The organism is Flavobacterium notoginsengisoli, assembly GCF_042686225.1.
GTDB classification, from domain to species: Bacteria; Bacteroidota; Bacteroidia; order Flavobacteriales; family Flavobacteriaceae; genus Flavobacterium; species Flavobacterium notoginsengisoli.
Window position 1 is genome coordinate 553,149 of sequence record NZ_JBHUOT010000001.1, and the last position, 16,823, is coordinate 569,971.

The window sequence follows — 16,823 nt, forward strand, 5'->3', positions numbered from 1 at the left end:
AACAAAAACTATCGGTGTTTTTAAAAGAAAGAATGGAAATTAATTTATAATATTTGATTTTATACTTAGTTGTATATGTAGTTATTACTTAGCTATCGTCTTTAATATTTTTAAACGATGGCTTTAATCGGTCTTCAGTTCTTTTTTACTACCTTTGCGACATTTAAAATAAAAGTGAGCTAATAAAATTTTTCCATTTTAAAAAGTTGCTTTTATTTTTTTTTTGAAAATAAGAGAATTAGAAACAACTATACTTTTGCGCATGCAACACAACGTACTTATTTTAGATTTCGGATCGCAATATACTCAGCTTATTGCGCGTAGAGTTCGCGAATTAAATATATTCTGCGAAATTTTTCCTTACAATCACATTCCAAGTGATTTATCAAGTTATAAAGCCGTAATTTTAGGAGGAAGCCCTTTCTCTGTTAGAGGAGAAGATGCACCACATCCTGATTTATCGCAAATTAGAGGTAAAATGCCTTTACTTGCTGTTTGTTACGGAGCACAATATTTAGCTCATTTCAGCGGTGGTGAAGTGGCTGCTTCAAATACAAGAGAATACGGAAGAGCAAACTTGTCTTATATTAAAGAAGGTGAAACTTTCTTTGATGGAGTTTCAGAAAACAGTCAGGTTTGGATGAGTCATAGCGATAGTATCAAAGCGCTTCCAACAAATGCTGTAAAATTAGCAAGTACGCATGATGTAGAATATGCAGCTTACAAAATTGAAGGCGAAACGACTTATGCAATTCAATACCACCCGGAAGTTTACCATTCAACAGATGGAAAACAGATGTTGGAAAACTTCTTAGTAAAAATTGCTGAAGTTCCTCAAAACTTTACTCCAAATGCTTTCGTTGACGAAATGGTAGCAGAATTAAAAGAAAAACTAGGAAACGATAAAGTAGTTCTTGGTTTATCTGGAGGAGTAGATTCTACGGTAGCGGCAGTTTTATTAAACAAAGCAATCGGACAAAATTTATATTGTATTTTCGTTAACAACGGACTTTTACGTAAAAACGAATTCCAAAATGTATTAGATCAATACAAAGGAATGGGATTAAACGTAAAAGGGGTAGATGCCGGAGATCGTTTCCTTGGGGAATTAGCAGGAATTAGTGATCCTGAAACGAAACGTAAAACAATCGGCCGTGTATTTATCGAAGTTTTTGATGATGAATCACACCTTTTAGAAGACGTAAAATGGTTAGCGCAAGGAACTATTTACCCGGACGTTATTGAGTCTGTTTCGGTAAAAGGACCATCTGCAACGATTAAATCGCATCACAATGTTGGTGGATTGCCAGATTATATGAAATTAAAAATTGTAGAACCACTTAGAATGTTGTTTAAAGACGAAGTTCGTAGAGTTGGAGCTACATTAGGAATAGATCCAGAATTATTAGGAAGACACCCTTTCCCGGGACCAGGTTTATCAATCAGAATTTTAGGAGATATTACTCCGGAGAAAGTACAAATTTTGCAAGATGTAGATTCAGTTTTCATCGAAGGATTAAAATCTTGGGGATTATACGATAAAGTTTGGCAGGCTGGAGCAATTTTGCTTCCGGTAAACTCTGTTGGTGTTATGGGCGATGAGCGTACTTACGAAAAAGTAGTAGCGCTGAGAGCTGTAGAATCAACAGATGGAATGACTGCTGACTGGGTTCACTTACCTTACGATTTCCTGATGAAAGTATCGAATGATATTATCAACAAGGTAAAAGGTGTGAATCGTGTTGTTTACGATATTAGTTCAAAACCACCTGCAACAATTGAGTGGGAATAGTAGCATATTTTAAAATTAAGGTCTTACATTTGTAAGGCCTTAATTTTTTATAACCTACTATTTATGAGAGAACTTTTAACAATTTCTCTTGTCTTTATTTTGTCTTTTAACAAAATAATTGCGCAAGATTCAATTATCGAGCACAAGATTCAAAAAGGTGAAACCGCTTATTTTATTGCCCAAAAGTATAAGGTTTCTTTAGATGAAATTTACAAGCTCAACCCCGAATCACAAAATGGAATCAAGGACAATCAAATTTTAAAGATTCCGGCTCATCACTCAGAAAATACAATTTCCAAGCAACAAACCCATATTGTTGCACCAAAAGAAACACTTTTTGGCTTATCCAAACAATATCATGTTTCGGTTGAAGCTATTCAGAACGCCAATCAGGAAATTCTGGCAAGCGGACTTCAAATTGGTCAGGAATTAATTATTCCTCAAAATTCAGAACATTTTTCAAAACAGGAAAATGTCACTTCTTCGAAAATAGCACATCAGGTTGTGGCAAAAGAATCTTTATTTAGTATCGCCAGACAATACAATGTTTCGGTTCAGGATTTAGAAAACCTTAATAAAGATATTTTGATTAATGGGTTACAAATTGGCCAGACGATTTCAATTCCAAATAAAAGAAAAACGATTGACGGAAGAGTTCGTGTCATCAATCAGGAAACTGTTTTTCATGTGGTTGAACCAAAGGAAACCAAATTTTCGATTGCAAAGAAATACGGAATTTCAATTGATCAGTTAGAGTCACAAAATCCTGAAATCGTAAACGGATTAATTGTTGGAAATAAATTAGCCATTAATACAAAAGGAATTCAACCAGCAAACGAAAGTGAAGAATTGATGCTGGCTTTGGCTGAAAAGCAAGTTGTAGTCGAGAAAACAAAAGCCAAAGTAGTTGAAATTGATGATTTAAAAGACCGTTTGGTTGTTCAGAAAGAAATGAATCAGAAAATCATAAAGATTAATGATTTGAAAGTGAATTTGAATGATATGAACGGCTCTAAAGAAAATTCGGTAGAAAAACTGCGTCTGGTTTTAGAAGCCAATAAAAATGTTCAGGATATTTTAATGGCAAAACTGGATTCGCTTGTCACTTCTATGAATAATGATTTGAAAGAATTAAAGCGAATGGATATTCTGAATGTTGAGGAATCTAAAAGATTAGAAAAGCAATCTTTTGACGGGATCAATAAGACCAATGAATTGTCTTCCCAATTGAAAAAAGAATTAGCAGAAAACAGAAAAGTGTATGCCGGTTTGATGAATAAAGTAGAGAAAATTGCTGTTGAAGAAAATCAGGAATACAAAAAGAAAATCCGAGAAAGTGAGAAAAAAGCAAATACCGAGCCTTTGCAGCAACGTTTATCTTTGGAAGAAATTAAACGTTATAAAATAGAACAGGAGAAAGGCGATGCACAAAATCAGCTTTTGATTGCTAAGATTGATTCATTGGATAATCAGAAAAAAATAGAAGTAAAAAGACATATTAGCAAAGCTTCTTATTACAGTATGGAAGCCCGAAAATTTGATGATAAACTGGCTTTGATGAAACTGAAAAAATACCAGGACGAAGTGGTCAAAAAACAGAAACGGGATAACACAGTCGAAAATTCAAAAACAATTTCATTGGAAGAAATGAAACAGGAATTGAAAGACAATCCGTTACGAACTGACAAAACAGTAAAAGTAGAAGTTTATGATAATCTTAGAGAAGTTTCGAATGGGTATTACTTAGTTTTGGGTATATTTACAGACGCAGTGGAGCGAGATAAGCTTATTATGAAACTCATTGATTCTGGCGATTTTAATGCTAGTTTCTTCTTTAATATTAACAGCCTTTCGTACTATGTTTATAGCGATAAATTCGAAAACATGGAAGAAGTACTTTATAAATGCAAGAAAAAAGAAGAAGATGAGTTATATAAAGAAATCGTAATTGCCAAAGCAGAAATTGATTTGAGATGATTTTTCAATGAAATAACAAACGGCTCGAATTTTGCTTTTGGATAAATCTGTGAGATATTTTAAATTAGAAATTAAATTGTTTTAAGCCATATTATGAAATACTATTTAACATTATTCTCCCTTGTATTTTTTATTAGTTCAAGCGCTTTTTCTCAGGAAAAAGTAGTGAAGTATAAAGTGTCAAGCGGCGAAACGATTAATCAGATTGCGCAGAAATTTAAGGTTACGCCTTATGATATTTACAAACTTAATCCAGATGCCAGAACGGGTTTAAGTGCAAATACAGTGTTGTTGATTCCAACAGCAGCAGGAGAAGTCAAAAAAGAAGTTTCGGAAACTAAAAGTGTAGTAACTTCCGGAAAAGAAATAATCCATGAAGTGCAGCCTAAAGAAACATTTTACAGCATTGAGCATAAATACGGAATTTCAGATGAAGCTTTAAAAGCAGCAAATCCATTTTTAGAAAAAACAGGTGTTCAAATTGGACAAAAACTTGTAATTCCTGCTAAAGGGGCTGCTCCAAAAGCGATAGCAAAACCTGCAAAAGAAAAAGGTGCTGAAAAGTATGTGTATCATGATGTACAGCCAAAAGAAACAAAGTTTGGTATTGCAAAACAATACAATATTACGGTTGACGAATTGGAAAAACGCAATCCGGATATTGTGGCTAATCTGCCAGTTGGTTATAGATTAACGATTAAAGGAACTGCTCCAAAAACAAATAGTGCTTCAGTAGAAACAATAAAACCTGCTGAAAACAAAAAGTCTGCTGAAACTTCTAAAAAGGCAGTAACTTATATGGATTATCAGGTGAAACCCAAAGAAACTTTGTATAGTTTATCACGTACTTTCCATTTAACCCAAGATGAATTAACAGCGCTTAATCCGTCACTTTCAGAAGGTGTAAAAGAAGGAATGGTTTTAAAAGTTCCTACAGGGTATTTAGCTCCAGTTGCGATTGTTGCGGCGCAAGTACCATCTGAAAAATCAGCTGATTCTGCAATTAGTAAGCCAACAGAAAGTACGGGAGGTGGTATTAGAATTATTGATAAAGTTAAATCAACAGAAAATGATAATATTGAAATTGTTGAATTAACTAAAAAGAGAGGAGTAAATGAGCGTAAAAAAGTGGTTTTATTGCTTCCTTTTAATTTGGCTAAAGTACAAAGTGATACATCGGGAACGGCTAACAGAATTAAAAATGATAAGTTTTTAAATATGACTTTAGATTTTTATTCTGGTGCTATGATGGCAATAGATTCTGCTAAAACGTTAAAACTTCCAATTGATGTTGCTATTTATGATTCTCAGGAAACTAAAACAACTTCTAATGTTTCAAGCTTAATTACGAAACTTCAAGATGCAGATGCTGTAATTGGGCCATTCTATCAAAGTAATGCAGAAGCTGCGGCAAATTCACTTCGTTTATATAACGTCCCTGTGATTTCGCCATTGTCAAAAGATAGTGCGAATCCTATTGATAATTTGTACCAATCTATTCCGGCAAATGACGTGATCAGAAATTCGGTTTTTGATTATATGCGTTCTAAAAACGGAAATATTGTTGCGGTTGTTGACAAGAAAAAAGAATCAATTATCAATTATATCAGACAAAACCAGAAAGGAGTAGCATTTGCATCTCTTACTGAAACCGGTGGTTTGGATGTGGCTAATTTAAAAAGCTTGTTAATTCCGGGACGAATGAATTATGTTGTAATGGAAACAGGAAATACTGCGATGGTTAAAGCAACTATAAAGGCTTTACTTGATTCTCAGAAAACATGTCAGGTTCAGCTTGTAATTTTAGAGCCAAATAGCACATTAGATACAGATGAGATTAGTTTTGATAATTTGGTAAAATTAAAATTAATGTATCCATCGGTTACTCGTGAAAGCGATGAACAATCAGTTTTAATTTATGAAAAACAATATCGACTAAAAAACAAAGCCAATCCAACAACTTACGCAACAAGAGGATTTGATGTAACGTTTGATACGATGATGCGTTTGGTACAGGGAAAAAACTTTCAGGAAACGGCTGATTTGATGACTACACAACAAGTAGATAATAAATTTCAATATTACAGAAAAGAAGATGGCGGACACGCCAATAAAGGTGTTTACATCTTATATTACGATAGTGACTTAACTTTAAAAGTAGCAAATTAATGACATCAAAAGTAACCTATTTAGGAGATTTAAGAACAAGTTCAATTCACGTGCAGTCAGGAAGTGAAATCATTTCTGACGCACCAGTAGATAATAACGGAAAAGGGGAAGCTTTTTCTCCAACAGATACAGTGGCAAATGCTTTAGCAAGCTGTATGATGACGATTATGGGAATTAAAGCCCGTGATTTAGAAGTAGATTTTGTAGGTTCAACTGCTGAAGTAACAAAGATTATGAATGCGGAACCAAGAAGAATCGGTGCAATCGAAATTGTTTTTAATATGAAAAGCAATGCCGATGAAAAAAGCAGAACAATTTTAGAACGCGCAGCAATGACTTGCCCAGTGTTTTTAAGTTTAAGCAGTGAAATAGAAAAGAAAATTAGTTTTAACTGGAACTAATATTTTAATTCTTTTAAGTTATAGAAAAGGTACTTTATAGTACCTTTTTTTTTGATATAATCTTTCTTTAAAAATAGATTTTATAGTTTCTCTTTTTAAAGTTCTGAATAGACTGTAGTTTATAAAAAAAGTCATTTTGAACATCTTCTTAAAAATTACTCATGTAGTATTTTATTTATTTGTGTTCAAGCACATTGAGTTTTTAGATTGTTTTACTATTTTTTATGTATTAAAAATATCACAAAAAATAAAATATCACCATTTGTTTTGTGCTCGAACACATATTTTTTTGATTTTTTATTGCAGGTTAAAAAACATTATTTACTTTAGTCAGAAATAAGTCAGTTTTTGTTTGCTTTTTGTATATATAATAGTTTTAAAATCAATGATTAAGATTAATTGAAGCGATGCCGTATTTTGATTTTGAAAACATAAATAGCAATCAGGTTCTTTTTACTGATATAGAAATATTGCAATATTTAACTATAGATTTTTTTACTATTAATCCTAAAATGTCAAAATTATGAAAGTCAAGAAAATTACATTTATTATTTTATTTTGCTTTATACAAGGTTTTTCACAGACATATGTCTCTACAACAGGAAATGATACAACGGGTACAGGTACTGCTGCTTTGCCATTTAAAACCATTTTAAAAGGAGTACAAGCAGCTCCGTCTGGAGGAACTGTATTAGTTCTTTCTGGTACTTATCCTGTAACAGGGCCTATTTATGTTGGAAAACCATTAACAATTCAAAAAAGTGGTTCAGCTGCTGTAGTTCTCAACGCATCTGGCTGGACAAGTACAGATACTTACGTATTAGGAATTGTAAATACAAGTAATGTTACCATTGATGGGTTAACGATATCAAATAAAATTGGTAACGGAAGTAAAGGAATTTGGATTCTTGCAAATTCAGGAGCTACAGCTAATCTAAACAACATTACAATCAAAAATTGTATTGTAAGAAACATTGGCTGGATCAGCAACAATTTATCAGCGATTCCTGCTAATAGTGGTATAGTTGCCAATGCCATAAAAGTTGATGGAGGAAATGCTACTTATGCTATTACCAACGTAAAAATTGAAAATAGTGAAATAAACAATTGTGCTACAGGCTGGGGAGAAGCAGTAACTTTAACCGGAAACGTAAATGGTTTTTCGGTTTTAGGAAATACGGTTTACGATATTGCTAACATCGGAATTGTAGCGGCAGGAAATTACACATCAACAGGAGCTGCGAGCAATAATCAGGCAAGAAATGGGATCATTGCTTCAAATGAAGTTTTTGATTGTATGAGTGCCGTAGCAAATAGTGCCGGTATTTATGTAGATGGTGCATTAAATGTTACCATAGAAAGAAATGAAGTTTATAATTGTGGTGTGGGACTTGCTATTGGAGCTGAACAAAATACAGCCACAGGAAATGGAGGTCAGTCTACAGGACACATTGTAAATAATAATTCAGTTTATAATAACGTCATAACCGGAGCAATTTTTGGTGGTGTTATTGGCAGTGGTTACACAACAAGCGTTAGTGATACTAAAATTTTCAATAATACATTTTATAAAAATAGAACAGGTGCCACTATTAATGGTGTTACAACTATTGGAGGTACTGCTGTAAGTACGATTGCGGATATTTATGGTGGCGAAGTTCATTTTCAAAACAGTTCAGGAATTACTTTCAAAAATAATATCCTGTACGCTACAACTGGTAAAAAAGCATTTTTAGCATCTTATGGCTATACTATTTCAAATTTTGTTTCCAATTATAATTTGTATTACAGAGAAGAAAATACCGATTTTATAATCGATTTAACAGGAGTTAGTTTTAATGGCAGTTCTGCAACAGGGTCTTATAATGCAGCACAATTTGCAACTGCTACAGGACAGGACGTAAATTCAGTAGTTGGTCTTCCAGGATTTGTAAATGCTGCTATTTTTGATTTTTCATTAGTCTCAGGTGCTTTTGCCGCCGACAAAGGTGATCCAACATACAACGCAACTTATTCTGGTACATTAGATTTTGATGATAATAACCGTAAAAGAAATGGTCGTATTGATATTGGATGCTCAGAATTGCAAACTGGATCTACAGCTAGATCTGCAGCAAAAACAACAGAAGAAACTACTTTTGCTGTTTTTCCTAATCCTGCTTCGAATATAATCACTATTAATTTTGGAAAAGACATTAAAGCAGCATCAATTTCTGTTTCAGATCTAAACGGTCGAGTACTTTTAAAAGAAGAATATAGTGAAATGAATACAGCAACAATAAATGTTTCTGATTTAAAAAAATCACAACTGGTTATTCTTCAAATTAATGCTGATAACGAAATAAGTAGTAATAAAATATATTTAAAATAATAAAAAAGCTTTTAGGGAGTAAAAAGATTTTCTTATTTGCTCCCTTTTTTTATTTTTAAAATTTCTTACCTTTTTCGAATGAAAAATTACAATGTAAACCAAATTGAAAAAAACATTTTGCAAATAAATGGTTTAGGAAATAATCCAATTTGGAATAATGCTACAGTTTTAACTGATTTTGTTTCTCCTTGGGATTCTATGACCCCTGATAAAATTGAATTAAGAGCTTTGTGGGATCTGGATCATATCTTCTTTTTGTATAAAGTATATGATGGAAATATCCACATTGATAAAACTGATGATTCTGTTGAGAGTATTGCAAAATCAGATCGAGTTGAAATCTTTTTTAGAAAAGACGATTTATTAAATCCGTATTATTGTTTAGAAATTGATCCTGAACCGAGAATTATGGATTTTATTGCTTACCCAAACTGGCAGTTTGATTATGATTGGAAGTGGCCTGAAAAGCATCTAACTGTAAAATCAAATAGTCAAAAAGATTTTTTTACTGTTGAAATAGCCATAAGTATTGAATCTTTAAAAAAATTCAATCTAATAAAAGGAAATAAAATCGAAGCAGGACTTTATAGAGCTAAATACATCAAACAATCTAATTTGGATTACGAACCTGTTTGGATTTCGTGGATAAATCCAAATACTGAAATGCCAAACTTTCATATAGCAAGTTCTTTTGGTACTTTAACCTTAATGTAATTTATTTATGGTAAATAAGGTAGATGCTAAAGATTATAAAAAGTAATCTTTAGCATTTTCAGTATTGATAATGTCAATTGGGAGTAGAATTTCAGAACTTATTTCTTTTTCAAAAATAAAATGCTCAATCAAACTTGTAGCTCCTAAATAAGCTTGTCTTTTTGGATTCTGGTGTATTAAAAAATCAATCGTCTTGTTGTTTAAATATTCAAGATTATTTTCTAATAAATCATAGCCGATAAGCGCAATTTTCTTTTCTGGTTTTTTGGCAATTATTTTCGCCACTTGATAAGCTTTTGAAGTCGTCACAAAAAGACCTTCAATAGTTGGATTTGCTTCTAAAAACTCTTTTAGTGTGCTTTTAAACTGTGGATGTTTGACTTTAAAAGTTTTAATTTCAAAAGCAGCATCTTCCAGATTATTAAAATAGTCTCTAAATCCTTTCTCTTTTTCCTGCATGTGAATTGCATTTTCATAATCCTCATCAATATGAACAATTGCAATTGTACCTTTTTTTAGTAATAAGTCTAATAATCGTGCTGCAATTCTGCCGCTTTGAAATAAGTCTTGACCAACAAAACTTCTAATGCTACTGGATTTAAGCTGGTTATTAAAAATACTGGAAATAATGCCTTTTGAATTATAAATCTCGATGGCATCTATGGCTTCTTTATGAAATAATGGAACCAGCAATACAGCATCTGGAGCAGTGCTGAGAACATTTTGATTGGTTTCTACAAAAGAAGAAGTGCTGGTAGGATCAAAGAGAAAAATTTCAATTTTGACATTAAAAGATTTAAACTCTTTTTTAGCTTCGTTTATGCCATCAATACATGGCTGCCAATAAGGATCATTTGCAGAATCCGGAATAAGTACACAAATAGAGTAAATTTGTTTTTTCTTCAAACTTCTGGCCATTAAATTGGGCTGATAATCAATTTTGTCCAGTACTTCATTTACCTTTTTTAAGGCGTCTTCAGATACTTTTCCCCTTTTGTGCAAAACACGGTCAACGGTTCCTTTTGAAACACCTGCAAGTTCTGCAATATCCTTAATTGTGTAAATTTTTTCCATATAAAACAAATATATATAAAAATCGAATATTACAAAATATTAAATTCAATGTGTTCGATAACATTTTTCATGTGTTCGAGCACATTTTAACATATTTTTCTTTTTTTATAGGATATTAATATATATTTTAGCCGAATATTAATCAGATAGTCTATAAAATTAACTTAAAAAATAGCAGATTACTATATATTTTTCGATTTATAAAAGAAGTTTTCAAAACCACTTATTGGAAGATTCTCGGAAAAATGACAGATTTTAAAAATGCAAAAATGATTAAAAGAAAATTAAAAAAAAATTAAAAAAATAACCCATTAATAATACTATTTAAATGAGCAAAAATAAGCCTACACTCGTGATTTTGGCAGCAGGTATTGGAAGTCGATATGGAGGATTAAAACAGTTGGATACATTTACGCCGGAAGGAGATACAATAATGGATTTTTCGATATACGATGCACTTCAGGCAGGTTTTGGAAAATTTGTATTTATTATAAGTAAAAATATTGAAGAAGAATGCAAAGAAATATTCAATAAAAAACTGGAAGGAAAAGCAGAAGTTGGATATGTATTTCAGGAAATTGACAATGTGCCGCCACAGTATTTGAATCCGGAAAGAAAAAAACCTTGGGGAACAGGACACGCATTGCTTATGGCAAAAGATGAAGTAACTGAAAACTTTGCCATAATTAATGCTGATGACTTTTACGGAAAAGAAGCTTTTGAAATAATGGCCAAGGCATTAATGGAAATGGATAAAGAATCGTATAATTTTAATATGATGGCTTATTTGCTTAAAAATACCGTTTCAGATCATGGTTTTGTTTCAAGAGGAGAATGTCAGGTTGACGAGAATAATTATTTGACAGATGTTACTGAAAGAACCCATATCGAAAAAATAAACGGGAAGTTAATGCGTAAAGACGATAATGGCGAGTTTATTCCTATTGATGAAAATACAATTGTTTCAATGAATTTTTGGGGATTTACACCAAAATGCTTCGAATTTGGAGGTGCACTTTTTGAACAATTTCTAAAAGAAAATGAACACGATTTGAAAGCAGAATTTTTTATTACATCAGTAGTAAATGAAATTTTAAAATCGAATAATGCTTCTGTTGAGGTATTGCAATCCAATGCAAAATGGTTCGGAGTGACTTATAAAGAGGATAAGGAAATCGTAAAAAAAGAAATTGAAAAATTAAGAGCTCAAAAAGTATATCCAACTAATCTCTGGTAATATGACAGTCGAAAAATTAAAATTTATATTCGAACAGTTTGACCATATTGAGGTCTTTAAAACTTTTGAAGAATTGTCTTCCGGTCATATTAATGATACTTATTTAGTAACTGCTGATAGCCGTAGACAGTTTATTTTACAGCGAATAAACGAAGGTGTTTTTAAAGACGTTCCAGGGCTTATTGCTAACAAAGTAAGTGTTAGCCAGCATTTGTTGAAAAAACTAAAACAATTGTCTGAAGATGAATTAAAACGTCGTGTTTTAACCTTTATAGGAACTAAAAAAGGTGTTTTTTATTATAAGGATAAAGAGGGGAATTTCTGGAATGTAATGGTTTATATAGAAGGAAGTTTAACTTTTGAAACCGTAAACAATGAAGAAATTGCTTATGAAGGAGGAAAGTTGTTTGGCGAATTTTTGAATCTAACCAGTGATTTTGATGCGAGAAAATTAATTGAAGTAATTCCGAATTTTCACAATATGGCTTTTCGTTATGCTCAGTTTGACAACGCACTTAAAGAAGCTTCGGAACAAAGAATTGAACAAGCCAAAGATTTGATTAAAATCACTCAGGATTTAAAAGAGGAAATGCATGTTCTGCAGAATTTGAAAGACACTGGAAAAATAAAACTTAGGGTTACGCACAATGACACCAAAATCTCAAACGCACTTTTTGATACCAATAAAAAAGGACTTTGTGTAATTGATACTGACACGGTAATGCCTGGAATTATTCATTATGATTTTGGAGATGCCATAAGAACGATTTGCAACACTGCTGCTGAGGATGAAAAAAATCTGGAATTGGTTCAGTTTAATTTGCAATTTTATAAAGCTTACGTAAAAGGTTTTCTGGAAAAAACAAGTTCATCACTTTCGCCGCTTGAAATAAAATACCTTCCTCTTGGAGCAAAAACAATGACATTCATAATGGCACTTCGTTTTTTGACTGATTTTTTGAATAATGATGTGTACTATAAAACGGAATATCCAGAACATAATTTGGATCGTTCTAAAAATCAATTTAAACTAATAGAAAGTCTTTCGGAACAATTTAAAGAAATGGAAGAGTATAATTTGAATTTCCTTGGATCATTAAAAGAATAAGATATGAGTAAATATGTAATTACCGGAGGTGCTGGTTTTATAGGAAGCCATATTGCTGAACATTTGTCAAACGAAGGGCATCAGGTTTTGGTATTTGATAGTCTTAGAACGGGATTCGAAAATAACCTAAACGGATTAAATGTTGAATTTGTAAAAGGAGATATTCGCGATGAAAATTTAGTAAATGAAGTCATAAGTGGTGCAAGCGGTGTTTTTCATTTGGCGGCTTTGGTCAGCGTTCCAGAGTCCTTATTAAAAATTAAAGAATGTATCGAAATCAATACGATTGGAACAATCAATATTTTAGAAGCGGCCAAAAACAATACAAATTGTAAAGTGGTGCTTTCAACTTCGGCGGCGAATTATGGTAATAATCCTGTTTTGCCAAAAGTAGAAACGATGTTTCCAGAACCAATGACACCGTACGCAATTACGAAGTTAGACGGCGAATATTATTTAAAAATGTATCTCGATCAATACCAAGTTCCAACAGCTTCTTTAAGATATTTTAATGTATTTGGACCACGGCAAAATCCAGAATCGGCTTATGCGGCTGCAGTGCCTATTTTTATCAATAAAGCACTTCAAAATGAACCGATCACGATTTATGGAGATGGTTTGCAGACTAGGGATTTTATTTATGTAAAAGATGTAGTAAAAGCTAATATTCTAGCTTCCCAAAAAGGAAATGAAACTTACAATGTTGCTTTAGGACATAGTACATCAGTTTTAGAATTGGCGGAAAAAATTATAGAAATAACCAATTCTAAGTCTCAGATAAAATTTTTAGAAGAAAGACCAGGCGATATCAAACACTCTAAAGCAAATCCCGAAAAATTCAATCAATTGGGCTTTAAACCAGAATATACAATTGATAGAGCATTAGAAGAAACAATCGAGTTTTATCAGCAACAATTAGTCAGCAGATAATTTTCAGAAAACTAACTAAAACTACAACCAAAATATGTCAGAAATCGATATTACTTTAAAAAAAGATCAAAATAGCACTTTGATTCCCATGGTCATTTTGACCTCCTTATTTTTTATTTTTGGATTCGTAACCTGGCTTAACGGACCTCTAATTCCGTTTTTTAAACTAGCCTGTGAACTAACTGAATCACAGTCGTATTTTGTAACTTTTGCTTTTTATATTGCCTATTTTGTAATGGCAATTCCATCGTCATTCTTAATTGAGAAAGTAGGCTACAAAAATGGTATTTCTTTAGGATTAGGAGTAATTGCGGTTGGCGCTTTGTTATTTTATCCAGCAGCCGAAGCACGAACTTTTAGTCTTTTTTTAATTGCTTTATTTGTAATGGGCACTGGTTTAGCAGTTTTACAAACAGCCTCTAATCCTTATGTTGTGGTAATTGGTCCGCGCGAAAGTGCTGCAGCTCGAATTAGTGTTTTAGGAATTGCAAATAAGCTTGCAGGTTTTCTGGCTCCTTTATTATTGACGGCTTTAGTATTGTCGAATATTGGAGATTATTCTGCAGATAAAATTGCGGCAATGAATTCGGTTCAAAAAGAAACGGCCTTAGATTTACTCGCATTACAACTGCAAACACCTTATATTTATATGGCAGTGATTATGCTGGTATTGGCAGTTTTAGTAAAATACTCGCCCCTTCCAGAAATTAATTTGGATGACGAGGGACAAGTGAAGCACTTAAGTATCTTTAAACAAATAAAAGAAGCTTTCAAACATCCACAACTGGTTTTTGGAGTAATTACTTTGATGGTTTATATCGCAGCAGAAGTTCTGGCAGGAGATTCTATAGGCGGGTTTGGAAAACAATTAGGTGTTTATGGAGAAAATGGTTCTTTTTATTTAAAATTAACTTCGTTTACCATGACTTTTATGGTAATTGGCTATGTGCTGGGAATTACTTTAATTCCAAAATATGTATCTCAAGTTTTTGCCTTAAAAGTTTCCGGATTCTTAGGTCTTATTTTGGTTTCGCTAATTGTGATACTTTCTCCAAAAATTATGATTCAATTGCCGGGAATACCGCAATTGCCTTTAGTTATTATTTTAGTAGCGTTTTTAGGATTGGCGAATGCGCTTTGCTGGCCCGCTATTTGGCCAATGGCACTTCAGGATTTAGGCGGATTTACCAAAATCGGAGGCGCAATTTTAATTATGGGGATTATTGGTGGCGCTGTTTTTCCATTGTTTTATGGAATGCTTGCAGATGCTATTAATGCATCAAATATTGCTTCAGGAGTTGTTGCAACAGCAAAAAGTGGTAATCAATTAGCGTATTTAATTTTATTCCCTGCCTATTTGATGATTGTCTTTTTTGCATTTAAAGGCCATAAATACAGGAGTTGGTAAAATAAAAATATTTGACAAATCCCCGTTTTAATCCTCTTTTTTAATATTTCGATCTTAAGAAAAAAGATCAAACAAAGCATTCAAATAATGTTTTTGAGTTGCTTGCACTCAACTTATGCCTTTTTTTAGCTGTAAAAGCATAAAAAATAGCTGTAAAAAAATGGAAATTCGAACGGAATAATTTAAAAATAAAAAATGACTTTAATAAAATCAATTTCAGGAATAAGAGGCACAATTGGAGGAGTTGTAAATGAAAATTTAACTCCAGTTAATGTCGTAAAATTTGCCGCTGCCTACGGAATGTGGCTCAAAGAAAGTAGTGGCAATAAATCTTTAACAATCGTTTTAGGAAGAGATGCGCGTATTTCGGGAGAAATGATTAGTAATCTGGTTGCTAATACGCTTGTAGGTTTAGGAATAAATGTAGTTGATATAGGTTTGTCTACTACACCAACAGTTGAAATTGCTGTAACTTTAGACAGGGCTGATGGTGGCATCATAATAACGGCAAGCCATAATCCGAAGCAATGGAACGCTTTAAAATTATTGAACAACAGAGGAGAATTTTTAAATGCCGAGGCAGGGGAAAAAATTTTAAAGATTGCTGAGGATGAAAATTTTCTTTTTGCAGAAGTTGATGCTTTGGGAAAGTACGAAAAGAAAGAAGGTTATATCAATCGACATATTGAAGAAGTTTTAAAACTGGCAGTAGTGGATATTGAAGCAATCAAAAAATCAAACTTCAAAGTTGTTGTCGACGCTGTTAATTCGACTGGCGGAATTGCAATTCCAGCTTTATTGGAAAAGCTTGGTGTAGAATGTGTCAAGTTGTATTGCGATCCAACAGGTCACTTTCCGCATAATCCAGAGCCTTTAAAGGAGCATCTTACTGATATTTCGGAATGGGTCGTAACAGAAAAAGCTGATTTTGGAATTGTAGTAGACCCAGATGTAGACCGACTAGCCATTATTTGCGAAGATGGTTCAATGTTTGGCGAAGAATACACTTTGGTTGCCTGTGCAGATTATGTTTTAGGAAAGACTAAAGGTGATACAGTTTCTAATTTATCGTCTTCAAGAGCTTTAAGAGATATTACAATGAAACATGGAGGAAAATATGAGGCCAGTGCAGTGGGAGAGGTCAATGTGGTTGAATTAATGAAAGCCACTAATGCAGTTATAGGAGGAGAAGGAAATGGCGGAATTATTTATCCGGCATCACATTACGGCAGGGATTCTTTAGTAGGTGTCGCTTTATTTTTGTCTCATTTAGCAAACCTGAAAATTTCCTGCAAAACTCTTAGAAAAACTTACCCGGAATATTTTATGAGCAAGAGTAAAATTGAGCTCACACCAACGATTGATGTTGATACAATTTTGGAAAAAATTACTGAGAAATTCACTAAAGAAAAACCGAACTGTATTGATGGTGTTAAAATAGATTTTGAAGAACAATGGATTCATTTAAGAAAGTCAAATACGGAACCCATTATTAGAATTTATACGGAAAGTATTTCTCAAGAAAAAGCAGACAAATTAGCTCAAGAATTTATTACCATAATAACCGATTTATTGTAGCCAAATTGATTGGAATAAAAGGATATTAAAAAAAATAAAATATTTGTAGATAACGACTAAATAT

12 protein-coding genes are annotated in these 16,823 nt (G+C 32.7%); 11 read left to right on the forward strand and 1 reads right to left on the reverse strand.

What is annotated here, in order from left to right; translation table 11 throughout:
• Nucleotides 1–262 precede the first annotated feature (262 nt).
• The 6 genes from guaA to ACFS3A_RS02280 all read left to right on the forward strand — a co-directional run bounded on the left by guaA (nt 263) and on the right by ACFS3A_RS02280 (nt 9,424).
• Nucleotides 263–1,792 (forward strand): glutamine-hydrolyzing GMP synthase, encoded by a 1,530-nt coding sequence (guaA, locus tag ACFS3A_RS02255; RefSeq protein WP_379823706.1) that lies wholly within the window; start codon nt 263–265, stop codon nt 1,790–1,792.
• A gap of 63 nt (nt 1,793–1,855) precedes the next feature.
• Nucleotides 1,856–3,769 (forward strand): lytic transglycosylase, encoded by a 1,914-nt coding sequence (locus ACFS3A_RS02260; RefSeq protein WP_379823707.1) that lies wholly within the window; start codon nt 1,856–1,858, stop codon nt 3,767–3,769.
• Between the two features lie 93 nt (nt 3,770–3,862).
• A complete protein-coding gene (locus tag ACFS3A_RS02265; RefSeq protein WP_379823708.1) occupies nt 3,863–5,938 on the forward strand; it encodes a PBP1 and LysM peptidoglycan-binding domain-containing protein in 2,076 nt (691 codons plus the stop codon).
• Nucleotides 5,938–6,339: an OsmC family protein gene (locus tag ACFS3A_RS02270; protein WP_379823709.1), complete on the forward strand. Its 402-nt coding sequence runs from the start codon at nt 5,938–5,940 to the stop codon at nt 6,337–6,339. Before ACFS3A_RS02265 ends, ACFS3A_RS02270 begins: the two co-directional genes overlap by 1 nt.
• A 523-nt stretch (nt 6,340–6,862) precedes the next feature.
• Nucleotides 6,863–8,710 carry a T9SS type A sorting domain-containing protein gene (locus tag ACFS3A_RS02275; protein WP_379823710.1) on the forward strand — a complete coding sequence of 616 codons (1,848 nt, stop codon included), beginning with the start codon at nt 6,863–6,865 and terminating at the stop codon, nt 8,708–8,710.
• A 78-nt stretch (nt 8,711–8,788) separates the two neighbouring features.
• Nucleotides 8,789–9,424 (forward strand): sugar-binding protein, encoded by a 636-nt coding sequence (locus ACFS3A_RS02280; RefSeq protein ID WP_379823711.1) that lies wholly within the window; start codon nt 8,789–8,791, stop codon nt 9,422–9,424.
• A 33-nt stretch (nt 9,425–9,457) separates the two neighbouring features.
• Here ACFS3A_RS02280 and ACFS3A_RS02285 read toward each other — a convergent pair whose 3' ends face one another.
• A complete protein-coding gene (locus tag ACFS3A_RS02285; protein ID WP_379823712.1) occupies nt 9,458–10,498 on the reverse strand; it encodes a LacI family DNA-binding transcriptional regulator in 1,041 nt (346 codons plus the stop codon).
• Nucleotides 10,499–10,826: 328 nt separating this feature from the next.
• Between ACFS3A_RS02285 and ACFS3A_RS02290 the strand changes: the two genes are divergently transcribed.
• The 5 genes from ACFS3A_RS02290 (at nt 10,827) to glmM (ending at nt 16,759) form a co-directional block, all read left to right on the forward strand.
• Nucleotides 10,827–11,735, forward strand: a complete 909-nt coding sequence (locus ACFS3A_RS02290) for a sugar phosphate nucleotidyltransferase (protein ID WP_379823713.1) — start codon at nt 10,827–10,829, stop codon at nt 11,733–11,735.
• Nucleotide 11,736: 1 nt separating this feature from the next.
• On the forward strand, nt 11,737–12,843 hold the full coding sequence (locus ACFS3A_RS02295; RefSeq protein ID WP_379823714.1) for a phosphotransferase enzyme family protein: 1,107 nt from the start codon (nt 11,737–11,739) through the stop codon (nt 12,841–12,843).
• 3 nt (nt 12,844–12,846) lie between these two features.
• Nucleotides 12,847–13,773: an NAD-dependent epimerase/dehydratase family protein gene (locus tag ACFS3A_RS02300; protein ID WP_379823715.1), complete on the forward strand. Its 927-nt coding sequence runs from the start codon at nt 12,847–12,849 to the stop codon at nt 13,771–13,773.
• A gap of 34 nt (nt 13,774–13,807) precedes the next feature.
• Nucleotides 13,808–15,181 carry a sugar MFS transporter gene (locus ACFS3A_RS02305; protein WP_379823716.1) on the forward strand — a complete coding sequence of 458 codons (1,374 nt, stop codon included), beginning with the start codon at nt 13,808–13,810 and terminating at the stop codon, nt 15,179–15,181.
• 195 nt (nt 15,182–15,376) lie between these two features.
• Entirely contained in the window at nt 15,377–16,759 is a 1,383-nt protein-coding gene (gene glmM, locus ACFS3A_RS02310; protein WP_379823717.1) for a phosphoglucosamine mutase, read from the forward strand.
• The last annotated feature ends 64 nt before the right edge of the window (nt 16,760–16,823 follow it).